The sequence below is a fragment of the Marinobacter sp. LA51 genome (assembly GCF_030297175.1).
Classification (GTDB): Bacteria; Pseudomonadota; Gammaproteobacteria; order Pseudomonadales; family Oleiphilaceae; genus Marinobacter; species Marinobacter apostichopi.
Genome location: NZ_AP028070.1, coordinates 1,387,723 through 1,406,741 on the forward strand (window position 1 = coordinate 1,387,723; position 19,019 = coordinate 1,406,741).

A 19,019-nucleotide genomic window follows, 5' to 3' on the forward strand; every position below is an offset into this window, starting at 1 on the left:
GGAAGCTCCTGTCCGCAAGACTTATTCCTCGACGATGGCCGAACGGTCCTCGCCACCCATGGCTTCGAGCAGGCCCGGAATCAGCCGGGACAGCTCCAGGGTCATCAGGGTGAAGGCGGCGTCGAATTTGGCAGCGGCATCATCTGTATCGATGTCATCCAGCTGCTCCTGCAGGGTCTCACCAAATTTCAGGCGCTTGATGCCCAACTCTTCGTCTAGCACGAACGACACGTTATCGTCCCAGGTGAGGGAGAGCTTGGTGACCTGCATGCCGGCGTCCAGGTGACTGCGGATTTCGTCGGCCTTCAGGTCCAGCCCCTTGCAACGAACAACACCACCGTCTTCTGACGGATCCTTCAGTTCGCACTCGTTGCCCAGAACCACTTTTCCGGGAATGTCGATGCTTTCGTTCAGCCAGCCGGTAAACGTAAACGCCGGTGCCTGTTCCACCGCTGGCGGCCGGACTGGCAGCGAACCGAGGCTCTTGCGCAGGGTTGAGGCCAGGTCTTCGGCCTGCTTGGCAGATCCGGCATCGACCACCAGAACGCCGTCTTTCGGAGCCAGGTAGGCAAAGCTGCGGCGGTTCTTCGAGAACGCCTGGGGCAGCATTTCGAGCATGACCTGCTCTTTGATTTCGTCTTTTTCCTTACGACGAACCTTTCGCCCCTGATCAATTTCGATGGCTTCCGCCTTCTCCTCAACGGCTTCTTTCACCACCGCGCCGGGCAGGATCTTTTCTTCTTTGCGCAGGGCAATCAGGTGGTAGCCATCGGCACTGTGAACCAGCAGCTCACCGTGCTTGCCGAGCGGAGGCACCCAGCCTTGCCGGTTAGTTTCCTGGGGGCCACAGGGCTTGAAGGTGTCGGCCTGGAGTTTTTCTTCCAGCTCTTCAGCTGAGATATCAAAGGGTTTGGTAAATCGGAAAACACGGGCATTACGAAACCACATCAGGCTTGATCCTTGCGTTTAAAAGATTAGACGATTCAGAAAACGAAAAAGGGGCAGGGATGATACGGCCACCGGTTAGTGGCCGTAAAGTGACGACTCAGGCGTCAGAGCTCAGAGATTCATAATCTCCACCATCACGGTCTTGACCAGAAAACCAACGACCCCGGCCCCAAGAACAATAAAAAGCGCCAAGGTCCCAAACTTACCGGCCTTGGATTTCTTGGCCAGGTCCCAGACGATGATGCCCATCCAGACAATAAGTCCGGTCAGTAGCACCAGCATGGCGATTTGTGAAAACACTGCTTCATTCATCGGGTAGAAAACCTTGGTTCAATAGCTAAGCTTGGTCCCGCAGGAACACCCAGTTGTTGCCTTCGGACTGTTCCTCGCTGAAGTAATAGCCGTCGAGGTTAAAGCCTTTCAGATCATCGGCCTGGGTGATCCGGTTTTCGATGGCAAAGCGGCACATTAAGCCGCGGGCTTTCTTGGCGTAGAAGCTGATCATTTTGTACTGGCCGTTTTTCCAGTCCTTGAACTGCGGTGTGACCAGGCGAGCATTCAGTTCTTTCTTCTTGACGCTCTTGAAGTACTCGTTGGAGGCCAGGTTCACTAGCACTCCGTCGTCGGCGGCGAGCAGGCGGTTAAGCTCCTCGGTCAGGATGCTGCCCCAGAAGGCGTAGAGATCTTTACCGCGGCTGTTCTCGAACTTAGTGCCCATTTCCAGCCGGTAAGGCTGCATTAAATCGAGCGGCCTCAGCAGACCATAAAGCCCTGAGAGCATGCGCAGGTGGTTCTGGGCAAAGGCAAAATCGTCCTCGCTGAAGCTCTCGGCGGCCAGCCCGGTGTAGACATCGCCTTTGAACGCGAGCGCAGCCTGGCGGGCATTATCCAGGTTGAACGGCGTGTGCCAGTTCTGAAAGCGCTCGGCGTTGAGCTGGCCCAGCTTTTCACTGATGCTCATCAGGTTGCTGACCTGGTGAGGTTCGAGTTCCTTGAGTTGATCGATCAGCTCGCAGGCGTGATCGAGAAACTCCGGTTGGGTATGGGATTCCGTCGCCAGGGGGCTCTCGTAATCGAGGGTCTTGGCAGGAGAAATGACCATAAGCATGTCAGGCAATCCTCATTGAAGAAACGTGAGTAACTGATCCCTGGTGAATGGCCAGTCCAGTTCGGCGCCAGTGTCGTTACGGCGCAGGACCGGTATGCGCGTTCCATAACGCTCAACCAGTTCTTCGGACTGGGCAATGTCCACCACGTCGACCGGAATCGGCGCGGGCATAGGCGTATTGACCAGCAGCGCTTCGGCCAGCTCACACAGGTGGCACTGGGTAGTGGTATAGAACAGCAGCTCCATTATTTTGGCTGCGCATCCAGTTGTTGACCGTTAACGCCCTGGCTGTCTTTACCCATAAGGTACAGGTAAATGGGCATCAGCTCTTCCGGTGCGGGGTTCTGCTGCGGGTTCTCGGCCGGATAGGCGTGCGCCCGCATATTGGTACGGGTAGCGCCGGGATTCAGACTGTTCACGCGCACGTTGTGGCGTTCGTCATCCAGCTCATCAGCCATCAGTTGACTCAGGCCTTCCACGGCGAACTTGGACACCGCGTAAGCACCCCAATACGCCTTAGCTTTGCGGCCGACACCGGAGGAGGTGAAGATCACCGAGGCGTCGGTGGATTTGCGCAGCAGGGGAATCATCGCCCGGCTCAGCAGGAAGGGCGCGGTGGCATTCACGTGCATCACCTTGTTCCACATTTCCGGGTCGTACAACTCAACCGGACTGCGGTCTCCCAGGATGGCGGCATTGTGGAGAATGCCATCCAGGCGGTCGAAATTGTCTTCCAGAGTCATTGCCAGTTCTTCGTAGTCTTTAACCGCAGCACCCTCGAAGTTCATCGGCACAATGGCCGGCTTGGGATGACCGGCGGCTTCGATTTCGTCGTATACCGTTTCGAGTTTGGAAACGGTACGACCGACCAGGATCACTGTGGCGCCGTGGGCCGCGTAGGCCAGGGCAGCTGTCCGGCCAATGCCGCTGCCAGCCCCGGTCACCATGATGATGCGGTCTTGCAGAAGATCGGCGGGGGCGTGGTAATCGTGCATAACCTGTCTCCGTGTCAGGCAGTTGCCGGTTTGGGAACCGGGTTCAAATCTGGCGCTTATTGTAACAGCTTTGCCAGGTCGCTGACGGTGTCGGCGATGATGTCGGCCTGCCAGTGGTCAACGGACGCAGGCTCTTCGATGTAGCCGTAGCGCACGGCAATAGTCTTCATCCCGGCGTTGCGCCCAGCTTCGATGTCCCGCTCGTGGTCGCCCACATAAATAGCCTGGTCTGGCGCCACACCAATCTGGTCGCAAGCCAGGAACAAGGCCTCCGGGTGTGGTTTGCGCTCTGCCACATGGTCCGGGCAGATTACCGCCGCGCAGCGTTGCGCCAACCCCAGGGCCTGAACCAGCGGGGCGGCAAAGCGCACCGGTTTGTTGGTAACAATGCCCCAGGGAATGCCGCGCTGCTCCAGCCCCAGCAGGATCGGGTCCATACCCTCGAACAGGCGGGTTTCCACGGCAACCCCTTCCTCATAGAGATCAAGAAAGGCGGTGTGCTTGGCGAGGTAGTCCGGGTGTTCCGGCTCCAGGCCGAAGCCCACCCGTACCATGGCACGGGCGCCGTTGGATACGGACCGGCGAATGTGAGCTGCCGGCAGGGATGCCAGCCCATGCTGCTGGCGCAGCTGGTTCAGGCACCGGATGAAGTCCGGGGCGGTATCGATCAACGTGCCGTCGAGATCAAACAGGACGGCTGAAGGGGTGGCGTCAGGCTTCACGGTCGTCTCGGGAATGCATCATGTAATTAACGTCGACGTCGCGGCCCAGTTTGTAAATCTTGGTGACGGGGTTGTAGGTCATGCCGGTCAGCTCCAGCACTTCCAGCCCGGCGTGGCGCAGGTGATCGGACATTTCCGAGGGCCGAATGAACTTCTTCCACTCGTGGGTGCCCCGGGGCAGCAGGTTCAGTACATACTCCGCACCGACAATCGCAAACAGAAAGGACTTGGGGTTGCGGTTGATGGTGGACACGAACAGATGGCCACCAGGTTTGAGCATGGCAGAGCAGGCTTTGATCACAGAAGCCGGGTCGGGCACGTGCTCGAGCATTTCCAGGCAGGTGACGACGTCGTACTGACCGGAGTGGTCGGCATCCTCGGCCAACTCCTCAACGGTGATCTGCCGGTAATCGACGGTGATGCCGCTTTCCAGCCCATGCAGCTTCGCCACCGACAATGGGGCTTCGCCCATGTCGATACCAGTGACATGAGCACCGCGCTGGGCCATGCCTTCGGACAACAGGCCGCCACCGCAGCCAACGTCCAACACCCGTTTGCCGGCCAGCGGCACCCGCTCATCGATGTAGTTCAAACGCAACGGGTTGATGTCGTGCAGCGGCCGGAATTCACTGGTGGGATCCCACCAGCGGCTGGCCAACGCCTCAAACTTTGCAATTTCATTCCGGTCTACGTTCTGGTTTGTCATGGTCTGATGCCTGAGAAATCCTTCGAAGTATGGTTATTTGGCCTGCTGCTGACGGATGCGTTCCTTCCAGCTATCCACCCTGAGCATCAGATCAGCTACATCAATGCGGGTGAGGCGGCCATCCTGTAATTGAGGTACGCCGTTAATCCAGCTATGGCTTACTGCCCGGCCGTGGTTGCTGTAGACCAGGTGGGACGCGGGGTCATAGACCGGCTGCAGGAACGGGTCGCTCAGATCCACGGCAATGAGGTCCGCCAGTTTTCCCGATACCAGCGAACCAAGCTCATGGTCACGGCCGAGGGCTTTGGCACCGTTTAGAGTGGCCATGGTGAGAGCCTGGTGGGCAGACAGGGCAGAGGCGTCATCGGCCACTACTTTGGCAATCATTGCCGCGGTGCGCAGTTCGCCGAACAGGTCCAAATCGTTGTTGCTGGCGGCACCGTCGGTGCCAATGGCGACGTTTATCCCGGAATCCATCAATTGCTGAACCGGGCACAGGCCACTGGCCAGCTTGAGGTTGGATTCGGGGCAGTGGATGACGTGGGCGCCGGATTGGGCGACCGCTTCCCGGTCCTGATCGTTCACCTGGGTCATGTGCACGCACTGGGTGTTCGGCCCCAGGAGTCCGAGATCGGCCAGGCGCGCCAAGGGGCGCTGGCCGAGTTTCTCGGTCGCGTCGGCGACTTCAAACTCGGTTTCATGCAGGTGGATCTGGATAGGTGCGCCGGTGCTGGCCGACAGTGAGATGGCACCCTGCATTGGGCCGTCGGAGACGGTGTAAGGCGCATGGGGGCCAATGGCAGGGGTGATGTAATCGTCGTTTTGCCAGCTGTTAATGAAGGCTTCGCCCTTGCTCAGGTACTCATCCGGCCCCGAACCCCAGGACGTCGGGAAATCCAGCAGCGGAAAGGCAATCTGGGCGCGCATACCAACATCGTGGGCGGCCTGGGCGGCGATCTCCGGGAAAAAGTACATATCGGAAAACGTGGTGGTACCGGTGCGCAGCATTTCGGCCATGGCCAGTTGGGTGCCGTCCGCAATGAAGTCTTCATTGATGAACTCACCCTCGGCCGGCCAGATATGGTCGTTTAGCCAGGTCATCAGCGGCAGGTCATCGGCCAAACCCCGGAACAGCGACATGGCCGCGTGGCCATGCAGGTTGATCAGGCCGGGCATGACCACGTGATGATCCAGATCGACGGTCTCACGGGTGCGAAAGCGCTCATCGGCCTCCTGTCGGGAGATCACCGCGGCTATCCGGTTGCCCTGGATAATGATGGCCTGGTGCTCCAGGACCGTGGCTTCGGGTTCGATGGGAATCACCCAACGGGCGTTAATGCGGATATCGGCTGCGGTGATGGTGTCTGCCGTCATTTACCTGCCTTCAGAGCCGGGCGCGGAGTTCCACGCTTTGAAAATGTAGCCCGGAAGTATAAACGTTATACTGGCGCTTTTCAGCGTTTCAGAACCGGAGCTGTGTTTATGTCGAGTCCTTCTTCGCCCGCCTCTTCAAGAGTGGTTGGAACCGTGGCAATGCGTTGGCATGAGCACTGCCTGGACTTACTGGATCAACGGCTCCTGCCTGCCGAGGAACACTGGATCACGCTGGAGGGCGCATCCGGGGTTGCCCAGTCTATTCGCGACATGGTCGTGCGGGGTGCTCCGGCCATTGGCATCAGTGCCGCCTACGGGGTGGCGCTCGCGGCCCGCCATGCCGGTGGTGGCGACTGGAAAGCGGACATCAAACAGGCAATCCGCGAGCTGGCGGCGTCCCGACCAACAGCGGTTAACCTGTTCTGGGCGTTGCAGCGCATGGAGAGGGTGTTCCACGACTGCCATTCCCTGGCTGAAGCCTGCGAGCGCCTGGCTGCAGAGGCCGTGGCAATCCATGAGGAAGATCTGGCCGCCAATCTGGCCATGGCGGATCACGCCCTGGCAGCCATGCAGCCGGAACAGCCACTGTCGGTACTGACCCACTGTAACACGGGGGCCCTGGCCACCGGCGGCTATGGTACGGCCCTGGGCGTGATCCGCCGCCTGCATGAGGAGAAATTACTGCACGGGGTGTACGCGGATGAAACCCGCCCCTGGCTTCAGGGTAGCCGTTTGACTGCCTGGGAACTGGCGCAGGAGGGCATTCCGGTCACTCTGAACGCCGATGGTGCAGCAGCGTCCATCCTGGCGAGCAGGGAAGTGCGCTGGGTGGTGGTTGGCGCTGATCGCATCACCGCCAATGGCGACGTGGCCAACAAAATCGGAACCTACAGCCTGGCCGTTCTGGCCCGTCACCATCGGGTTAGATTCATGGTGGTGGCACCGTCCAGCACCGTGGATATGGCACTGGCGTCGGGTAAGGACATTCCCATTGAGGAGCGCGAGGGAACGGAGATCCGGGAGTTTCGTGGCATCCCGATTGCGCCGGAGGGCGTGGACGTGTTCAATCCGGTGTTCGACGTCACGCCGGCGAATCTGATCGACGTGATCGTTACCGAAAAAGGGGTGGTTCACAACCCGGACATCAACGGGATGCGTCAGTTATTTGGCTGAGGGCTTGCTGCCCCGGGTGTCTGGCGGTTTTTTGCCAGGCTTTGTGGTTTCGGCGGCTGATTCGGAAAGGTTTTCGGCATGGGTGGCTTTCAGCTCGGCCACCTGCTTTTCCTGTTCTTCAACGAAGTGCAGGGACATTTCGAAGCTCTGACGGGTAAACTCCAGCACCTTTTGAAAACCTTCATCGGACAGGTTCCGCGCGTCATCGTGCCGGCGGAAAATGTTGATGAACTCCCGTTCCCGCTCGAACTGCAACGGCAGCCGGCCAACCCCCCAATCGTTCAGCATCTGCCAGACTTCCGGGTTGTAGTTGCGGGTGGTGCGCATGATGAACGGGATGGGGTCATTCCGGGCAATCAGGGCGGCAAGGCGTAGGATCAGTTCGAAAGACAGCGTGCTGGTGCCGTCTTCGATAGCCTCAAGCACCGATTTGTCCCTGAGATCCAGAGCTTCGCTCATCTCCGAGAGGGTCAGGCCGGCCACTTCGCGGATGTCTTTCAGGGACTGGCCCGCGGTGAGCATAGCTCGAAGCTGGTCCTGGGAGTTAATCAGCGCACGGCCAACGCGCATGGAAGTATCGGTTGCCCGAACGCCAAAGCGGATGGCCGAGCCGGTAAGATTGGTCAGCCGGTCAATCAGGCCTTCGGAGTCCTTGGGTTCCTGATCACTGGCGGTTTCCAGCTTCTTGATTTCCTCCATCGACCGCATTGCGTGCAGGGCATCCAGCAGGGTGTCCTGAAGCGCGCGTCGTGAAGCTCGGGACGGCTCGTCCTTGTCGTTCTCTGACATACTCCGTCCCGTTCCGATTATTGGGCTGGTGCCTGCGCCGCAATTTGACGCGGCGTCAGAATGGAGGCCATCTGCCGATCCAGCTCCAACATGTCCGCCATGATGTGTCCGCCTTCTCGAATGACAAAGTCCAGCTCGTCGTCAGTATTGTCCAGCTCAGCGGCTTGCTGATCCTGCCAATCTTCGAGGTCTTCCAGGGTCGCAAAAGGCTCCTCTCCACGTAGTTCGCGACGGGCATTGGCGATGTTCAGCCGGGTCCGCTCGATCTGGTCGTGCTGGTTCTTGCGAGTGTCGAAGTTCAGGCTCACGGAATCCAGATTGCGCTGCTCTTTCAGAAAGTTGATTTCCTGCTGCAGCAGGCTGAACTCGGGACTGTCAGAGAATCGTGCCTCGTGACGGTCTCTCAGCTCATCAATAATACCGCTGAAATCAAAGTAACGATTATGGGGAACCGCTTCGATCTGGTCCCAGGGCAGGGCGTGGTCGAGGGCGTTTTCACCGATACGGTCGTTGTCGATCCGGGATGGAATTTCGATGTCCGGAATCACCCCTTTGTGCTGCGTGGAGCCGCCGGACACCCGGTAGAACTTGGATTGGGTAATCTTCAGCTGACCATGGTTCAAAGGCCGAACGGCCTGTACCGTGCCTTTGCCAAAGGTTTGCGAACCCACCACCAGGCCGCGGCCATAATCCTGAATGGCGCCAGCAAAGATCTCAGACGCAGACGCGCTCATCCGGTTGGTCAGCACCACCAGCGGGCCGTCGTAGGAAACCGACGGGTCCTCGTCGTTGAGTATCTGAACGTCGTTGTTGGCGTTGCGGATCTGAACCGTCGGCCCCTTGTCGATGAACAGGCCAACCAGATCGTTGGCTTCGTGCAGGGCGCCACCGCCGTTGTTGCGCAGATCAATGACCAGACCATCAACGCCGTCTTCCTGTTCCAGTTCGGTAATCAGGTTGCGCACGTCCCGGGTAGTGCTCTTGTAATTTGGATCACCGGCCTGCATCGCCTGGAAGTCGGCGTAGAAAGTAGGAATGGTGATTACGCCCACGGTGTATTCTTCGCCGCCGCGCTCAAGCTCAATCACGTCCTTGCTGGCGCTTTGCTCCTCCAGCTTGACCTCGTCGCGCTTGATGGCAATGGTCTTGGTGATGGTTTCATCGCTGGCGTTGGCCGGAATCACCTCCAGGCTAACCACGGAATTCCGCGGTCCGCGAATGAGATCGACAACCTCATCGAGGCGCCACCCTATGACGTTGACCGGTTTTTTGTCGTCCTGGGCTACCGAGACGATGCGGTCGGCGGGCTGCAGCTGACCCTGCTTGGAGGCGGGGCCTCCAGGAACCAGGCGAACCACCTTGGTGTATTCGTTATCAGACTGGAGCACCGCGCCAATACCTTCCAGCGACAGGCTCATGTTGATGTTGAAGTTCTCGGAGGTGCGCGGCGAGAAGTAGGAGGTGTGCGGATCCCACATGCCAGTAAAGGCATTCATGTAGGCCTGGAAGGCATCTTCGCTACGCGCCTGGTAGGCCCGCTTAAGTTGGCCTTCGTATCGGCGACGCAGGTTCTCTTCTATGGTTTCGTCGTCGGTGCCATTCAGTCGCTGCGCCAGCACGGCATTTTTGATGCGCTTTACCCAGAGTGCGTCCAGCGCTTTGGTGTCGGCCTCCCATTTGGCATCGGAGCGATCCAGCAGAATGCTTTCATCGACGCTGAAGTCCAGTTCGGTGATGCCGTCGTCGATCAGATCCAGGGCGAACTGGAGCCGCTCGATGACCCGCTGCTGAACCAGGTTGTAGATATCGAATCCGGGTTGGAGCTGGCCGGTTTTCAGGGCCGCGCCTAGCTGGCTCTTAACCCGGTTGATCTTGTTCAGGTCCTGCTGGGTAAGATAAATTCGTTGGCCGTCCAGGTATTCCAGGTAGGCGTCGAACACGTCGCCGGACAGCTCGTCGCTGATACCCAGATCCCGAAAATGGGTGAACTGCAGCTGGCGGGCAATCAGGATGTTGGCTCGGGCCTGATCGATGGTCGGCGCAACGGGCTCATAAGTCAGCGACTCATCGACCTTCGCCTGCAGCCCCCAGGGCACCGCGACCAGCAGAGCCATGGTTAGGGCCTTGCAGAGTCTGGTTCGGGTGGGTCTGGCTGGGGTGTGCTTGGCGATAAATCTTTCCGCGATGGTCATAAATGCTTACCTGACGGTGCTGGGCGCCGGTCCGAATTACAGAACCGTTCAAACCCGTTGGCGAATCAATTTATTGTAGGCAAGCGCTATCACCGTTGCCATAGGCATGTGGTTTCGGTTCGTGACAATCTGTCCATGAAATTGTCATGTATGACGTCGGACAGTTGGTGTTGAGTCGGACAGTTGGTGTTGAAGAGAGGGGCAGGGCCCCTCTCACAGGATGGTCAGGCGAACGGGGTGTTGGCCTCGGCCTGGTCGAGCAGTAGTTTCGGCGGTGCAAATCGTTCGCCGTGCTGCTGCGACAGTTCCCGGGCCCGCTCGGTAAACGCACGGACGCCATACTGGTTAATGAACTGGATAGCGCCACCGGTCCAGGGCGCATAGCCGATTCCGAAGATGCTGCCCACATTGGCGTCTTCGATGGTGCGCAATACGCCTTCTTCCAGGCAACGAACGGTTTCGATGGCCTGAATGAACAGAATCCGATCCTTGAGATCCTGCAACGCCACCGAGCGGGCCTTGTCTGCATCGACAAACTGGGTTTCCAGCTCTGGCCACAAGTATTTCTTGCCGTTGGCCGGGTACTCGTAGAATCCGGCGCCGGCGGCTTTGCCCTTGCGGGCATGGCGATCCAGCATCTGATCGATCACCGCCTCGGCCGGGTGAGGGCGCCACGTATTGCCAGCCGCCTCAGTGTCTTTCTTGCTCTGGTCGCGGATGTGACGCATCAGGGTCAGGCTGACTTCATCGGAAATAGCCAGAGGGCCAACCGGCATTCCGGACAAAACGCCGGCGTTCTCGATGCTGGCGGGGTGAATGCCCTCGCCGAGCATGCAGATGCCTTCGTTTACAAAGGTGCCAAACACTCGGGAGGTGAAGAAGCCGCGGCTGTCATTCACCACAATGGGGATCTTGCCGATTTGCTGCACGTAATCGAACGCCCGGGCCAGGGTGTCATCGGAGGTGTTCTTGCCCACGATAATTTCCACCAGCTGCATTTTGTCCACGGGTGAGAAGAAGTGCAGGCCAATGAAATTTTCCGGCGCGTTGGAGGCTTCGGCCAACTGGGTAATGGGAATGGTGGAGGTGTTGGAGGCGAAGATGCCATTGGGCGTAAGCCTCGACTCCGCTTCCTGGGTGACCTTGGCTTTCAGGTCGCTGTCCTCGAATACCGCCTCGATGACCAGATCGCAGCCGTCCAGATCGTCAGCACTGTCGGTGGCCTTGATGCGGCCAAGAACCTCTGCCTTCTGCTCTTCCGTCATCCGGCCCCGGCTGACTTTCTTGGCCAGCAGCTTGTCCGAATAGCTTTTACCCTTTCCGGCGTTTTCGACCGAAACGTCTTTCAGCACCACTTCAATGCCTCGGGAGGCGGTGGAGTAGGCAATGCCCGCGCCCATCATGCCGGCGCCAAGCACTCCGACCTTCCGGAAGGATTCCTTCTCAATGCCTTCGGGACGGCTGCCGCCGGCCTTGATGGTATTGAGCTGAAACCAGAAGGTGCCGGTCATGTTCTTGGCGACCTGGCCAATAACCAGCTCGGCAAAGTATCGGGTTTCGATCAGGCTGCCGTTATCAAAATCGACCTGAGCGCCTTCAACGGCTGCCGACAGAATGCGCTCCGGCGCCGGATAGCAGCCTTTGGTCTTCTGCTTCAGCATGGCCGGTGCAATCGCCAGTTTTTGCGCCATGGCAGGATGCTGTGGCGCGCCGCCGGGCAGCTTGAAGCCTTTCTGATCCCAGGGCTGATGACAGCTGGGGTTGGCTTCGATGAATGCCCGGGCACGGGTAATCAGATCCTCTGGTGTGTCGACCAGTTCATCGACAATGCCGGCCTTCAAGGCTGCGGCCGGATTCACTTTCTTGCCTTCCATCAGGTAGGGAAACGCCGCCTCAAGACCGATCATCCGGGGCAGACGCTGGGTGCCGCCACCACCGGGCAGCAGGCCGAGGGTGACCTCGGGCAGACCCAGTTGCAGTTTGTCGTCGTTCAATGTCACTCGATGATGACAGGCGAGGGCGATTTCCAGCCCGCCGCCGAGGGCGCTGCCGTTGATGGCGGCAACCACGGGTTTGCCGCAGGTTTCAAGCGTACGCATGTCGGCTTTCAGGCCGTTCACCATGGTTTCGAACGCCTGCGCATCGTCGCGGGTGACCTTGTGCAGCTCTTTCAGGTCGCCCCCGGCAAAGAAGGTTTTCTTGGCCGAGGTGATGATGATGCCGCGCAGGTCGTCCAGGTCGCGTTTCACCCGGGCGACGGTCTCGGTCAGCGCCTCACGGAACGCGCCATTCATGGTGTTGGCCGACTGGCCCGGCATATCGATCGTAAGGGTCAGAATCTGGTCTGAACCCAGGTCGTAACGGATAGCACTCATAATCAGTTCTCCTGTCAGAAATGGGTCGGGTTCAGACGCGTTCAATAATGGTGGCAATGCCCATACCGCCGCCCACACACAGGGTGGCGAGGCCAAAGCGCAAGTCCCGGCGTTCCAGTTCGTCCAGGAGCGTACCCAGGATCATGGCACCGGTGGCACCCAGCGGGTGACCCATGGCAATGGCGCCGCCGTTCACATTGACCTTTTCATCCGGAACCGACAGTTCCCGCTGGAACCGCATCACCACCGAGGCGAAGGCCTCGTTCACTTCGAACAGATCAATCTGGTCGACAGTCATTCCGGCCTTCTCAAGGGCCTTGCGCGCAGCCGGCGCCGGGCCCGTCAGCATGATGGTGGGATCGGTGCTGGTCACGGCGGTGGCGACGATGCGGGCGCGCGGTGTCAGGCCCATGGCCTTGCCCTTGGCCTCACTACCAATCAATACGGCGGTGGCACCATCGACAATGCCCGAGGAGTTACCGGCGTGGTGCACGTAGTTGATCTTCTCGACGTAGTGGTATTTTTCCCGGGCCACGCCATCAAAGCCCATTTCGCCCATCATCTGAAACGAGGGTTTCAGGCCTGCCAGGGAATCGACGGTCGTGTCGGCGCGAACCTGCTCGTCCCGGTCGAGAATGGTGACGCCGTTCTGGTCGGTGACCGGTACGATGGATTTGGCGAAATAGCCGTTGGCCCAGGCATTGGCGGCTTTCTGCTGGGATTTCACGGCAAAGCTGTCCACGTCTTCCCGGCTGAATCCTTCCAGGGTGGCGATCAGGTCGGCGCCGATGCCCTGGGGCATGAAACCGGTGTGCAGGTTGGTATCGGGGTCGGAAGCCCAAGCACCACCGTCGGAGCCCATGGGTACTCGGGACATGGCTTCGACACCACCCGCAACCACCAAGTCCTCCCAGCCGGAGCGAACCTTCATCGCCGCCAGATTGACGGCTTCCAGGCCAGAGGCACAGAACCGGTTCAGGGTCACACCGGCCACTTTCTCATCCCAGTCTGCGGCCAGGGCCGCGGTCTTTGCGATATCCGCGCCCTGGTCGCCGACGGCAGTGACACAGCCCATGACAATGTCGTCAACCTGCGCGGTATCCAGCTGGTTTCTCTGCTGGAGTGCGTTCAACACGGTGGTGAGCAGGGTGATCGGCTTGACGCTGTGCAGCGAGCCGTCTTTTTTACCCTTTCCTCGCGGCGTGCGGACTGCGTCGAAAATATACGCCTCGGTGGTCATGGTCTGTCCTCTGATCGTTGTTGTTACGGATAAAAATGCTGATGGCGTAACCATAGCGGTTTGAGGGGAGTGGGGGTAATGACGGGGGCTGCCAATCGAATTGGCGAAATTGCTCAGCCAATATGACAACGCCACTGGGGACTTCTATGGTTAATGGTAAGTGTATGAAACCACGAGAGGCGCAGTGACATGTCCCTTCGAGATGCCATCGACAACTTTTACGAACGGCTGGTGTTGGACGCGATTGACGCCACGCGGCAGGAGGCGGATACCACCGACTATCTGACCGATGTGATGTGCGTGGCGTTGAACCGTCTGCCGAACCGGTATTACCGACATTCCATCGATATGATGTTCTACCTGGCGGATGAGGAACTCAAGAGTATGAAAGAAAAATCCCTGGCAGAGGTCATGTCCGCCAGGGATTTCGTTCGGGAGCATCAGCGTGAGTGAACTGGCTGTTCAGTCCGAAGCCACGGCGGCCAGAGCGTTATTCAGTCGTTTCGCCAGGGCCTGATCCGGTGCCTGCCCTGCGGACTTGAGGCACCAGTTAGCGACCAGTTTCTCCAGCTCCACCATCTGATCGGTATTCTGTTCTGAAGACCCCATGCCTTCTGCCAGGCGCTGCACCTGAATTTCCATACGGCGCTGCCGGTCCGAGGCGGGCGAATCGACGCCGCCGAGGATTTCGGCTCGTATCACCAGTTCGCCGTGATCACACCCCTGCTGTTCTGCCGCCAGATCCGGCCAGTGCTTGGGTACCTGCTCCGGCTCTGGCTGCCCGTTGGTACGGGCCAACACCAGTGATTGCCAGGTGCTGATGTCCTGCAGCATTTGCTGATCGGCCACGGCCTTTTTTAATCGCCGTTTCTCTTCCTGAACGCGCTCCTTTACGTCGGATGACAGCGCGAGCGTTTGAAGGTTGTTCAGCGTCGTCAGCGAGTCGGTCAGCACGCTGACATCCTGGCCCCGTTGAATGCCCTGGGTTTCCTGCAGTGCTGCCACGGCGGCGCCATCAGCGGCCTGAGTGGCCTGCTGTTGTTCACTGCGCTGGGCATCGCGCCGGGCGAAAATCTGGTCACAGGCTTTACGGAAAGCCTGCCAGAGTTTGCGATCTTCACGGTGCCGGGTAATGCCAATGGCTTTCCAATCGGACTGCAGGTTTTTCGCCTGGTTCATGGCATCTTGCAGGGGCTCGTGATCGATCAGGGCAACGGCCTTGTCGACGATTTCTTGCTTCAGGGCTTCGTTTTTCCGACGTTCTTCATCCAGCGGAGCTTCCAGCTTTTTAAGCAGACTGTCGAAATGCTTCTGTACCTGTCGGTTCTCCCGAAACTCCACAGGCCAGGCGGCTTTCCATTCCTGGCGTGCCGTCAGGTGGATCTTTTCAGCGGCCTTCCAGTCGATGCTGAACCAGTCAGCGTTGGCGAGGAAAGATTCCAGCTCCGCGCAGATCGCCCGGCGTGTGTCCAGGTTGGCGCGTTTGAGGCCCGACTTGGCGGAAAAGTATTCCTTGCAAGGCTCGTAAGCCTTGTCCGAAGCAGCTTTAAAGCGTGACCAGAGCTCCCGGTCTGAAGAGCCGCCAAGGTTGCGCCATTCGTTCTGGAGTTCCTTGATGCGCTCGGCCTTCGCTTCCGGCTCTATGGGCTGCTCGGCCAGGTGTTCCATCTGTTCGCACAGGGCGATCTGTTTCGGTTCGGTGGCAAAGCCGAGCCAGTCGCTGAGTTCCCGGAGTTGGCCGGTGAGCAGTTGCATTCGAGCCTGGAATGGCTTGCCGTGGCGATGATCCAGTGATTTGAACTGCTGTTGCGCGCCTCTGTACAGCTGCCGCGATTCTTTCAGTTGCTTGGCTTCCAACGCGGCTTCCAGATTGGCAATGGTGGCGTCCAGATCCGCAGCGATGGTTTTCTGCTTTTTCAGATCTTCTGCCTTGGCAGGTGCCGCCTGTTTGCGCTGGCCAGCCAGCTTGTGAATCGGCACCAGCAGGGACGGCATCGGGAAGCCGTCGGGCCAGTTGATGTCCTGACTCAGGGCTTTGGCCTGGGCGCGCTGTTCATCGGAAACGGCCTCGGACGCAGCCGCTTCGGCCAGTTCTGTTAGTGTCTCCCTGACCTGACCAATCTGGCGAACAGCGGTTATGTACGTTCGCAGTCCCAACATGGTGGCCTCGTAGGCTTTCTGCTGCTGCTTGTCCACGCGTGTGTCGCGAGTGGCTTCAAGCCAGCGGTTCTCCTGGGTTTTTTGCAGGGCATCCAGAGACGACAGGGAGGGCAGGGTGTCCGGGGACTGGCCACGCAAGTCTTCCAGGGTAGTAGACAGAAGGCTCAGGGTTTCTTCCCGTTGCCGCGTCTGCTCCAGATGGCGTGCCTCTTCCTCGCGGGCTGACTGAATGGCCCGCAGTCGTTCCTTGCAGCCGTAGCTGGCTTCGAGGAACGCTTGCGCCTGTTCTTCGGTGGCGTGTGCTTCCAACCCGGCCCATTTCTGGTTCAGGGTTTCCAGGCGTGCCTCGTAGAGCTTGGTATCATCGCTCCGGGCCTGCTCGTTTGCGTTTTTGATCAGGGCCGTGATGGCTTCGGAAATAGCCTCAAGCCGGGCCTGTTCCTCACGAAGGTTCTGCAGCGATTGCCGGACCGCCTGGTAGACACTCTTATCCCGGCCTTTTGCCTTCTTCTGAACCTCCTGCAGGCAGTCGTCGTCGGTCAAACGGGTCGCTGCATTCAGGCGCACTTCGGCGGTGACACCGCTGATGGCCAAGTCGGCAAGTTCCCTCTGAGTAGGTGAGCCCTGGAGGGCTTTCAACTGAGATTCCCTGAGGTTGGCTCGTGCTTCGTCCTTCTCGGCTTTTTCCGCTTGCTCAGCCTTCTCAATGTCCGGCGTCTTGAGCTGCTTTTGCGGTTTGGTGGTTGTGCCCGGGGATTTGCGGGATTTAAACAGTTTCTGGAGGAATGCGGCCATGAAGGTATCCTTTAGGATTGAAACCAGTTCACGGTGTCGGGCAAAGTAAGCCGCCACCGGCCATCGGCTGCCAAATCAGGAAGCCGGATACGGCCTGCCGGTGTGCTCCGGCAGGAATGAATTTGGTGGCTAGTCTAGCGTTTTGAAGACGCGCGCGGGAAGGGTTTAAATGGCAAAACCGGAAAATCAGGATGATCAGGAATACAAGGCCCGCTCGTCGGCGTTGAGGCTGCTGGCCAGGCGCGAGCACAGCCGGCTCGAGCTGTCATTGAAACTGCGCCAGCGCAAGATCGAATCGGCCATTATTGAGACGGTGCTGGACGAGTATGAGGCCGAGGGATGGCTGGACGACGACCGGTTTGCGGATGTGTACGCCCGGCAGCGGATAGACGTCGGTTACGGACCGTTGCGCATTCTCGGGGAGCTTCAGCAGCGGGGTGTGCACCGAACGCCGGAGTGCCTGTATGAAATGACCGAAGAAGACTGGTGCCGCCGCGCTGTGTTGCTCAGGGAAAAGCGATTTGGCCTGGAAAACCTGCAGAATGACTGGGATGAGAAGGTGCGTCAGGCCCGATTTCTGAATCGTCGCGGATATTCCGGGAGTCAGATTGAACGTGCGCTGGAAGTAAGGAATCCCGAGCAGTAACCGCCGACGGGTTGCTAAAGCGTCGGCGGGATCAGACCCAATTCGGGCGGCAGGCTTGCCCGCATGTCTGGCTGGCTCTTTGGGCCAGAGGCGGTATCCGGGTTCCGGGGTTCCAGATTCACCACCTCAGACGCCGGGGCAGCATCAGGCTGTGCCCGCTCGGTAATTCGTGCCAGGACATCGTAATATCGGCGAATATTCTGCACGTAAAGCACCGGTTCGTGGCCCCGGGCGAAGCCGAAACGTGTCTTGGTGTACCACTCCTTCTGAGCCAGCAGCGGCAGGAACTCTTTAACGTCCATCCACCGGTCTGGGTTTTTGCCGGCGCCTTCAGTCAGGCGACGGGCATCTTCAAGATGTCCAAAGCCGACATTATAGGAGGCCAGCGCGAACCAGGTGCGGTCCGGTTCCGGTATCCGATTCGGGATCTTCCGATGCACCATTCGGAAATACTTGGCGCCACCCTGAATGCTTTCCTCGGCATCCATCCGGTTATTGATACCGATGTAGCTGGCGGTATTCCGGGTCAGCATCATTAGCCCACGCACACCCGTTGGCGAAACCGCATTGGGGCGCCAGTGGGATTCCTGATAGCCAATAGCGGCGAGCAACCGCCAGTCGATCTCGAAATCGCTGGCGTAGTCCTGAAACAGCGCCTCGTACTTGGGCAGGCGGTTGTCCACGTGATGCATGAAGGTCCGTGCGCCGACATAGTTAAGCTGATCGAGGTGGCCGTAGAAGCGCTCAGCGAGTTGGTCCAACGTGCCATCGGCCTCCAATTTGTCCAGAAATTCGCTGGCGGCGTTGACCAGTGTGTTGTCCTGGTCGGCGGGGAAAAGCCAGGCAAGTTCCTCTGGCTCTCCCAGGTAAAAGGCTTTCTTCACGTGGGGATAGAAAACGTGGTTCAGTTCCAGTTCGTTGGATGACACCACGGCATAGGCAAACTCACCACTTTCCACCCGCGCCAGAACACCGGCCGCATCAATGCTGGGATGAACCCGCCAGTCGAAACCTTGATTCTTATCGGCGATCAGGTGTTCATGATTGCTTTCAGCAACCAGGTGAAGGGTTTGGCCCGTCAGGTCGTCCAGAGATTTCGGGCGCATAAGATCCCGGTGATATACCACCACCGATTGCGCGGTGATTCCGGTGGGCAGCACTCGGTATTGGCCGGCAATGCCCGGCTGACCCGACAAACCGGCGAGGCCGACGTGGGCGTAATTTCTGGACAGTACGGACAGAATTTCGGTGTTATCGTCGGCCACGCGAACTCTCAGCTCGACGCCGAGTTCATCGGCAAACCGTTTTGCCAGTTCGTAATCATAGCCGGTCGCACCGTCTCGCCCTTCGTAATAAATCGAGGGGGCTTCACGGGTAATCACATGCAGAACGTCCTCTGCGAGAACCTCCTGCAGTGTACTGGGGCGCGAGCAGCCAACTAAGGCCACAGCTGCACTGATCAACAGGATCATCTGAATCGGTGCGGCTGCGAAAGCAGTCAAGAATCTGAGCAATTCCCTGGACTCCCTTACAGCTGAATCGTCGGGATACGTCAGTGTGTGAGTATTGGACGCACCCTGTGTCACACTCGGTGTAGCCTCCATTGCCACACCTTTATGATCGTCGCTGCCGGTGAGCGGGTCAACAAAGTTGATCAATTTACATGCAAAACAATGTCAATTGTACTCCGGGGAATTCCCTACCACGGCGCTGTATCCCGACCTCGCTTTCGAGTATCATGTCGGCCTTTCAAAATTGCACCCAGACATCCCCCGTTTCGCGCGATACAGGTTGAT

General features: G+C 58.8%; 17 protein-coding genes. 3 read left to right on the plus strand and 14 right to left on the minus strand.

Going from position 1 to position 19,019, the window contains the following annotated elements:
• Positions 1-21: 21 nt before the first annotated feature.
• The 8 genes from rdgC to QUE89_RS06395 all read right to left on the minus strand — a co-directional run bounded on the left by rdgC (position 22) and on the right by QUE89_RS06395 (position 5,853).
• Positions 22-948, minus strand: a complete 927-nt coding sequence (rdgC, locus tag QUE89_RS06360) for a recombination-associated protein RdgC (RefSeq protein WP_286222373.1) — start codon at positions 946-948, stop codon at positions 22-24.
• A 111-nt stretch (positions 949-1,059) separates the two neighbouring features.
• On the minus strand, positions 1,060-1,260 hold the full coding sequence (locus tag QUE89_RS06365) for a DUF2788 domain-containing protein (protein ID WP_041342919.1): 201 nt from the start codon (positions 1,258-1,260) through the stop codon (positions 1,060-1,062).
• 25 nt (positions 1,261-1,285) lie between these two features.
• The gene (gene yaaA, locus QUE89_RS06370) at positions 1,286-2,056 is read right to left on the minus strand and encodes a peroxide stress protein YaaA (RefSeq protein ID WP_286222374.1); all 771 of its coding nucleotides are present in this window, start codon (positions 2,054-2,056) and stop codon (positions 1,286-1,288) included.
• Between the two features lie 12 nt (positions 2,057-2,068).
• On the minus strand, positions 2,069-2,302 hold the full coding sequence (locus QUE89_RS06375; protein WP_041342924.1) for a glutaredoxin family protein: 234 nt from the start codon (positions 2,300-2,302) through the stop codon (positions 2,069-2,071).
• Entirely contained in the window at positions 2,302-3,051 is a 750-nt protein-coding gene (locus QUE89_RS06380; RefSeq protein WP_286222375.1) for a YciK family oxidoreductase, read from the minus strand. The genes QUE89_RS06375 and QUE89_RS06380 overlap by 1 nt, the downstream gene beginning before the upstream one ends.
• A 56-nt stretch (positions 3,052-3,107) precedes the next feature.
• On the minus strand, positions 3,108-3,773 hold the full coding sequence (gph, locus tag QUE89_RS06385; RefSeq protein ID WP_286222376.1) for a phosphoglycolate phosphatase: 666 nt from the start codon (positions 3,771-3,773) through the stop codon (positions 3,108-3,110).
• The gene (gene ubiG, locus QUE89_RS06390; RefSeq protein ID WP_286222377.1) at positions 3,763-4,479 is read right to left on the minus strand and encodes a bifunctional 2-polyprenyl-6-hydroxyphenol methylase/3-demethylubiquinol 3-O-methyltransferase UbiG; all 717 of its coding nucleotides are present in this window, start codon (positions 4,477-4,479) and stop codon (positions 3,763-3,765) included. Before ubiG ends, gph begins: the two co-directional genes overlap by 11 nt.
• 33 nt (positions 4,480-4,512) lie before the next feature.
• A complete protein-coding gene (locus tag QUE89_RS06395) occupies positions 4,513-5,853 on the minus strand; it encodes a TRZ/ATZ family hydrolase (RefSeq protein ID WP_286222378.1) in 1,341 nt (446 codons plus the stop codon).
• A 108-nt stretch (positions 5,854-5,961) separates the two neighbouring features.
• Here QUE89_RS06395 and mtnA point away from each other — a divergent pair, with 108 nt between their 5' ends.
• Entirely contained in the window at positions 5,962-7,026 is a 1,065-nt protein-coding gene (gene mtnA / locus QUE89_RS06400; protein ID WP_286222379.1) for an S-methyl-5-thioribose-1-phosphate isomerase, read from the plus strand.
• Here mtnA and QUE89_RS06405 read toward each other — a convergent pair.
• The 4 genes from QUE89_RS06405 to QUE89_RS06420 all read right to left on the minus strand — a co-directional run bounded on the left by QUE89_RS06405 (position 7,015) and on the right by QUE89_RS06420 (position 13,622).
• A complete protein-coding gene (locus QUE89_RS06405; protein WP_286222380.1) occupies positions 7,015-7,815 on the minus strand; it encodes a helix-turn-helix domain-containing protein in 801 nt (266 codons plus the stop codon). The genes mtnA and QUE89_RS06405 overlap by 12 nt on opposite strands.
• A gap of 17 nt (positions 7,816-7,832) precedes the next feature.
• A complete protein-coding gene (locus QUE89_RS06410) occupies positions 7,833-10,007 on the minus strand; it encodes a carboxy terminal-processing peptidase (protein ID WP_286222381.1) in 2,175 nt (724 codons plus the stop codon).
• 224 nt (positions 10,008-10,231) lie between these two features.
• Positions 10,232-12,382: a 3-hydroxyacyl-CoA dehydrogenase NAD-binding domain-containing protein gene (locus QUE89_RS06415; RefSeq protein ID WP_286222382.1), complete on the minus strand. Its 2,151-nt coding sequence runs from the start codon at positions 12,380-12,382 to the stop codon at positions 10,232-10,234.
• Positions 12,383-12,413: 31 nt separating this feature from the next.
• Positions 12,414-13,622, minus strand: coding sequence for an acetyl-CoA C-acetyltransferase (locus QUE89_RS06420; protein ID WP_286222383.1), 1,209 nt, complete (start codon positions 13,620-13,622; stop codon positions 12,414-12,416).
• A gap of 189 nt (positions 13,623-13,811) precedes the next feature.
• Here QUE89_RS06420 and QUE89_RS06425 point away from each other — a divergent pair, with 189 nt between their 5' ends.
• Entirely contained in the window at positions 13,812-14,075 is a 264-nt protein-coding gene (locus QUE89_RS06425) for a late competence development ComFB family protein (RefSeq protein WP_286222384.1), read from the plus strand.
• Positions 14,076-14,084: 9 nt separating this feature from the next.
• On the opposite strand, the gene QUE89_RS06430 is transcribed toward QUE89_RS06425, so the two are convergent.
• Complete coding sequence (locus QUE89_RS06430) at positions 14,085-16,577, minus strand: DUF349 domain-containing protein (RefSeq protein WP_286222385.1); 2,493 nt, start codon at positions 16,575-16,577, stop codon at positions 14,085-14,087.
• Positions 16,578-16,746: 169 nt separating this feature from the next.
• Between QUE89_RS06430 and QUE89_RS06435 the strand changes: the two genes are divergently transcribed.
• Entirely contained in the window at positions 16,747-17,223 is a 477-nt protein-coding gene (locus QUE89_RS06435) for a regulatory protein RecX (protein ID WP_286222386.1), read from the plus strand.
• Positions 17,224-17,237: 14 nt separating this feature from the next.
• On the opposite strand, the gene mltF is transcribed toward QUE89_RS06435, so the two are convergent.
• Complete coding sequence (mltF, locus tag QUE89_RS06440; RefSeq protein WP_286222830.1) at positions 17,238-18,695, minus strand: membrane-bound lytic murein transglycosylase MltF; 1,458 nt, start codon at positions 18,693-18,695, stop codon at positions 17,238-17,240.
• Between the last annotated feature and the right edge of the window lie 324 nt (positions 18,696-19,019).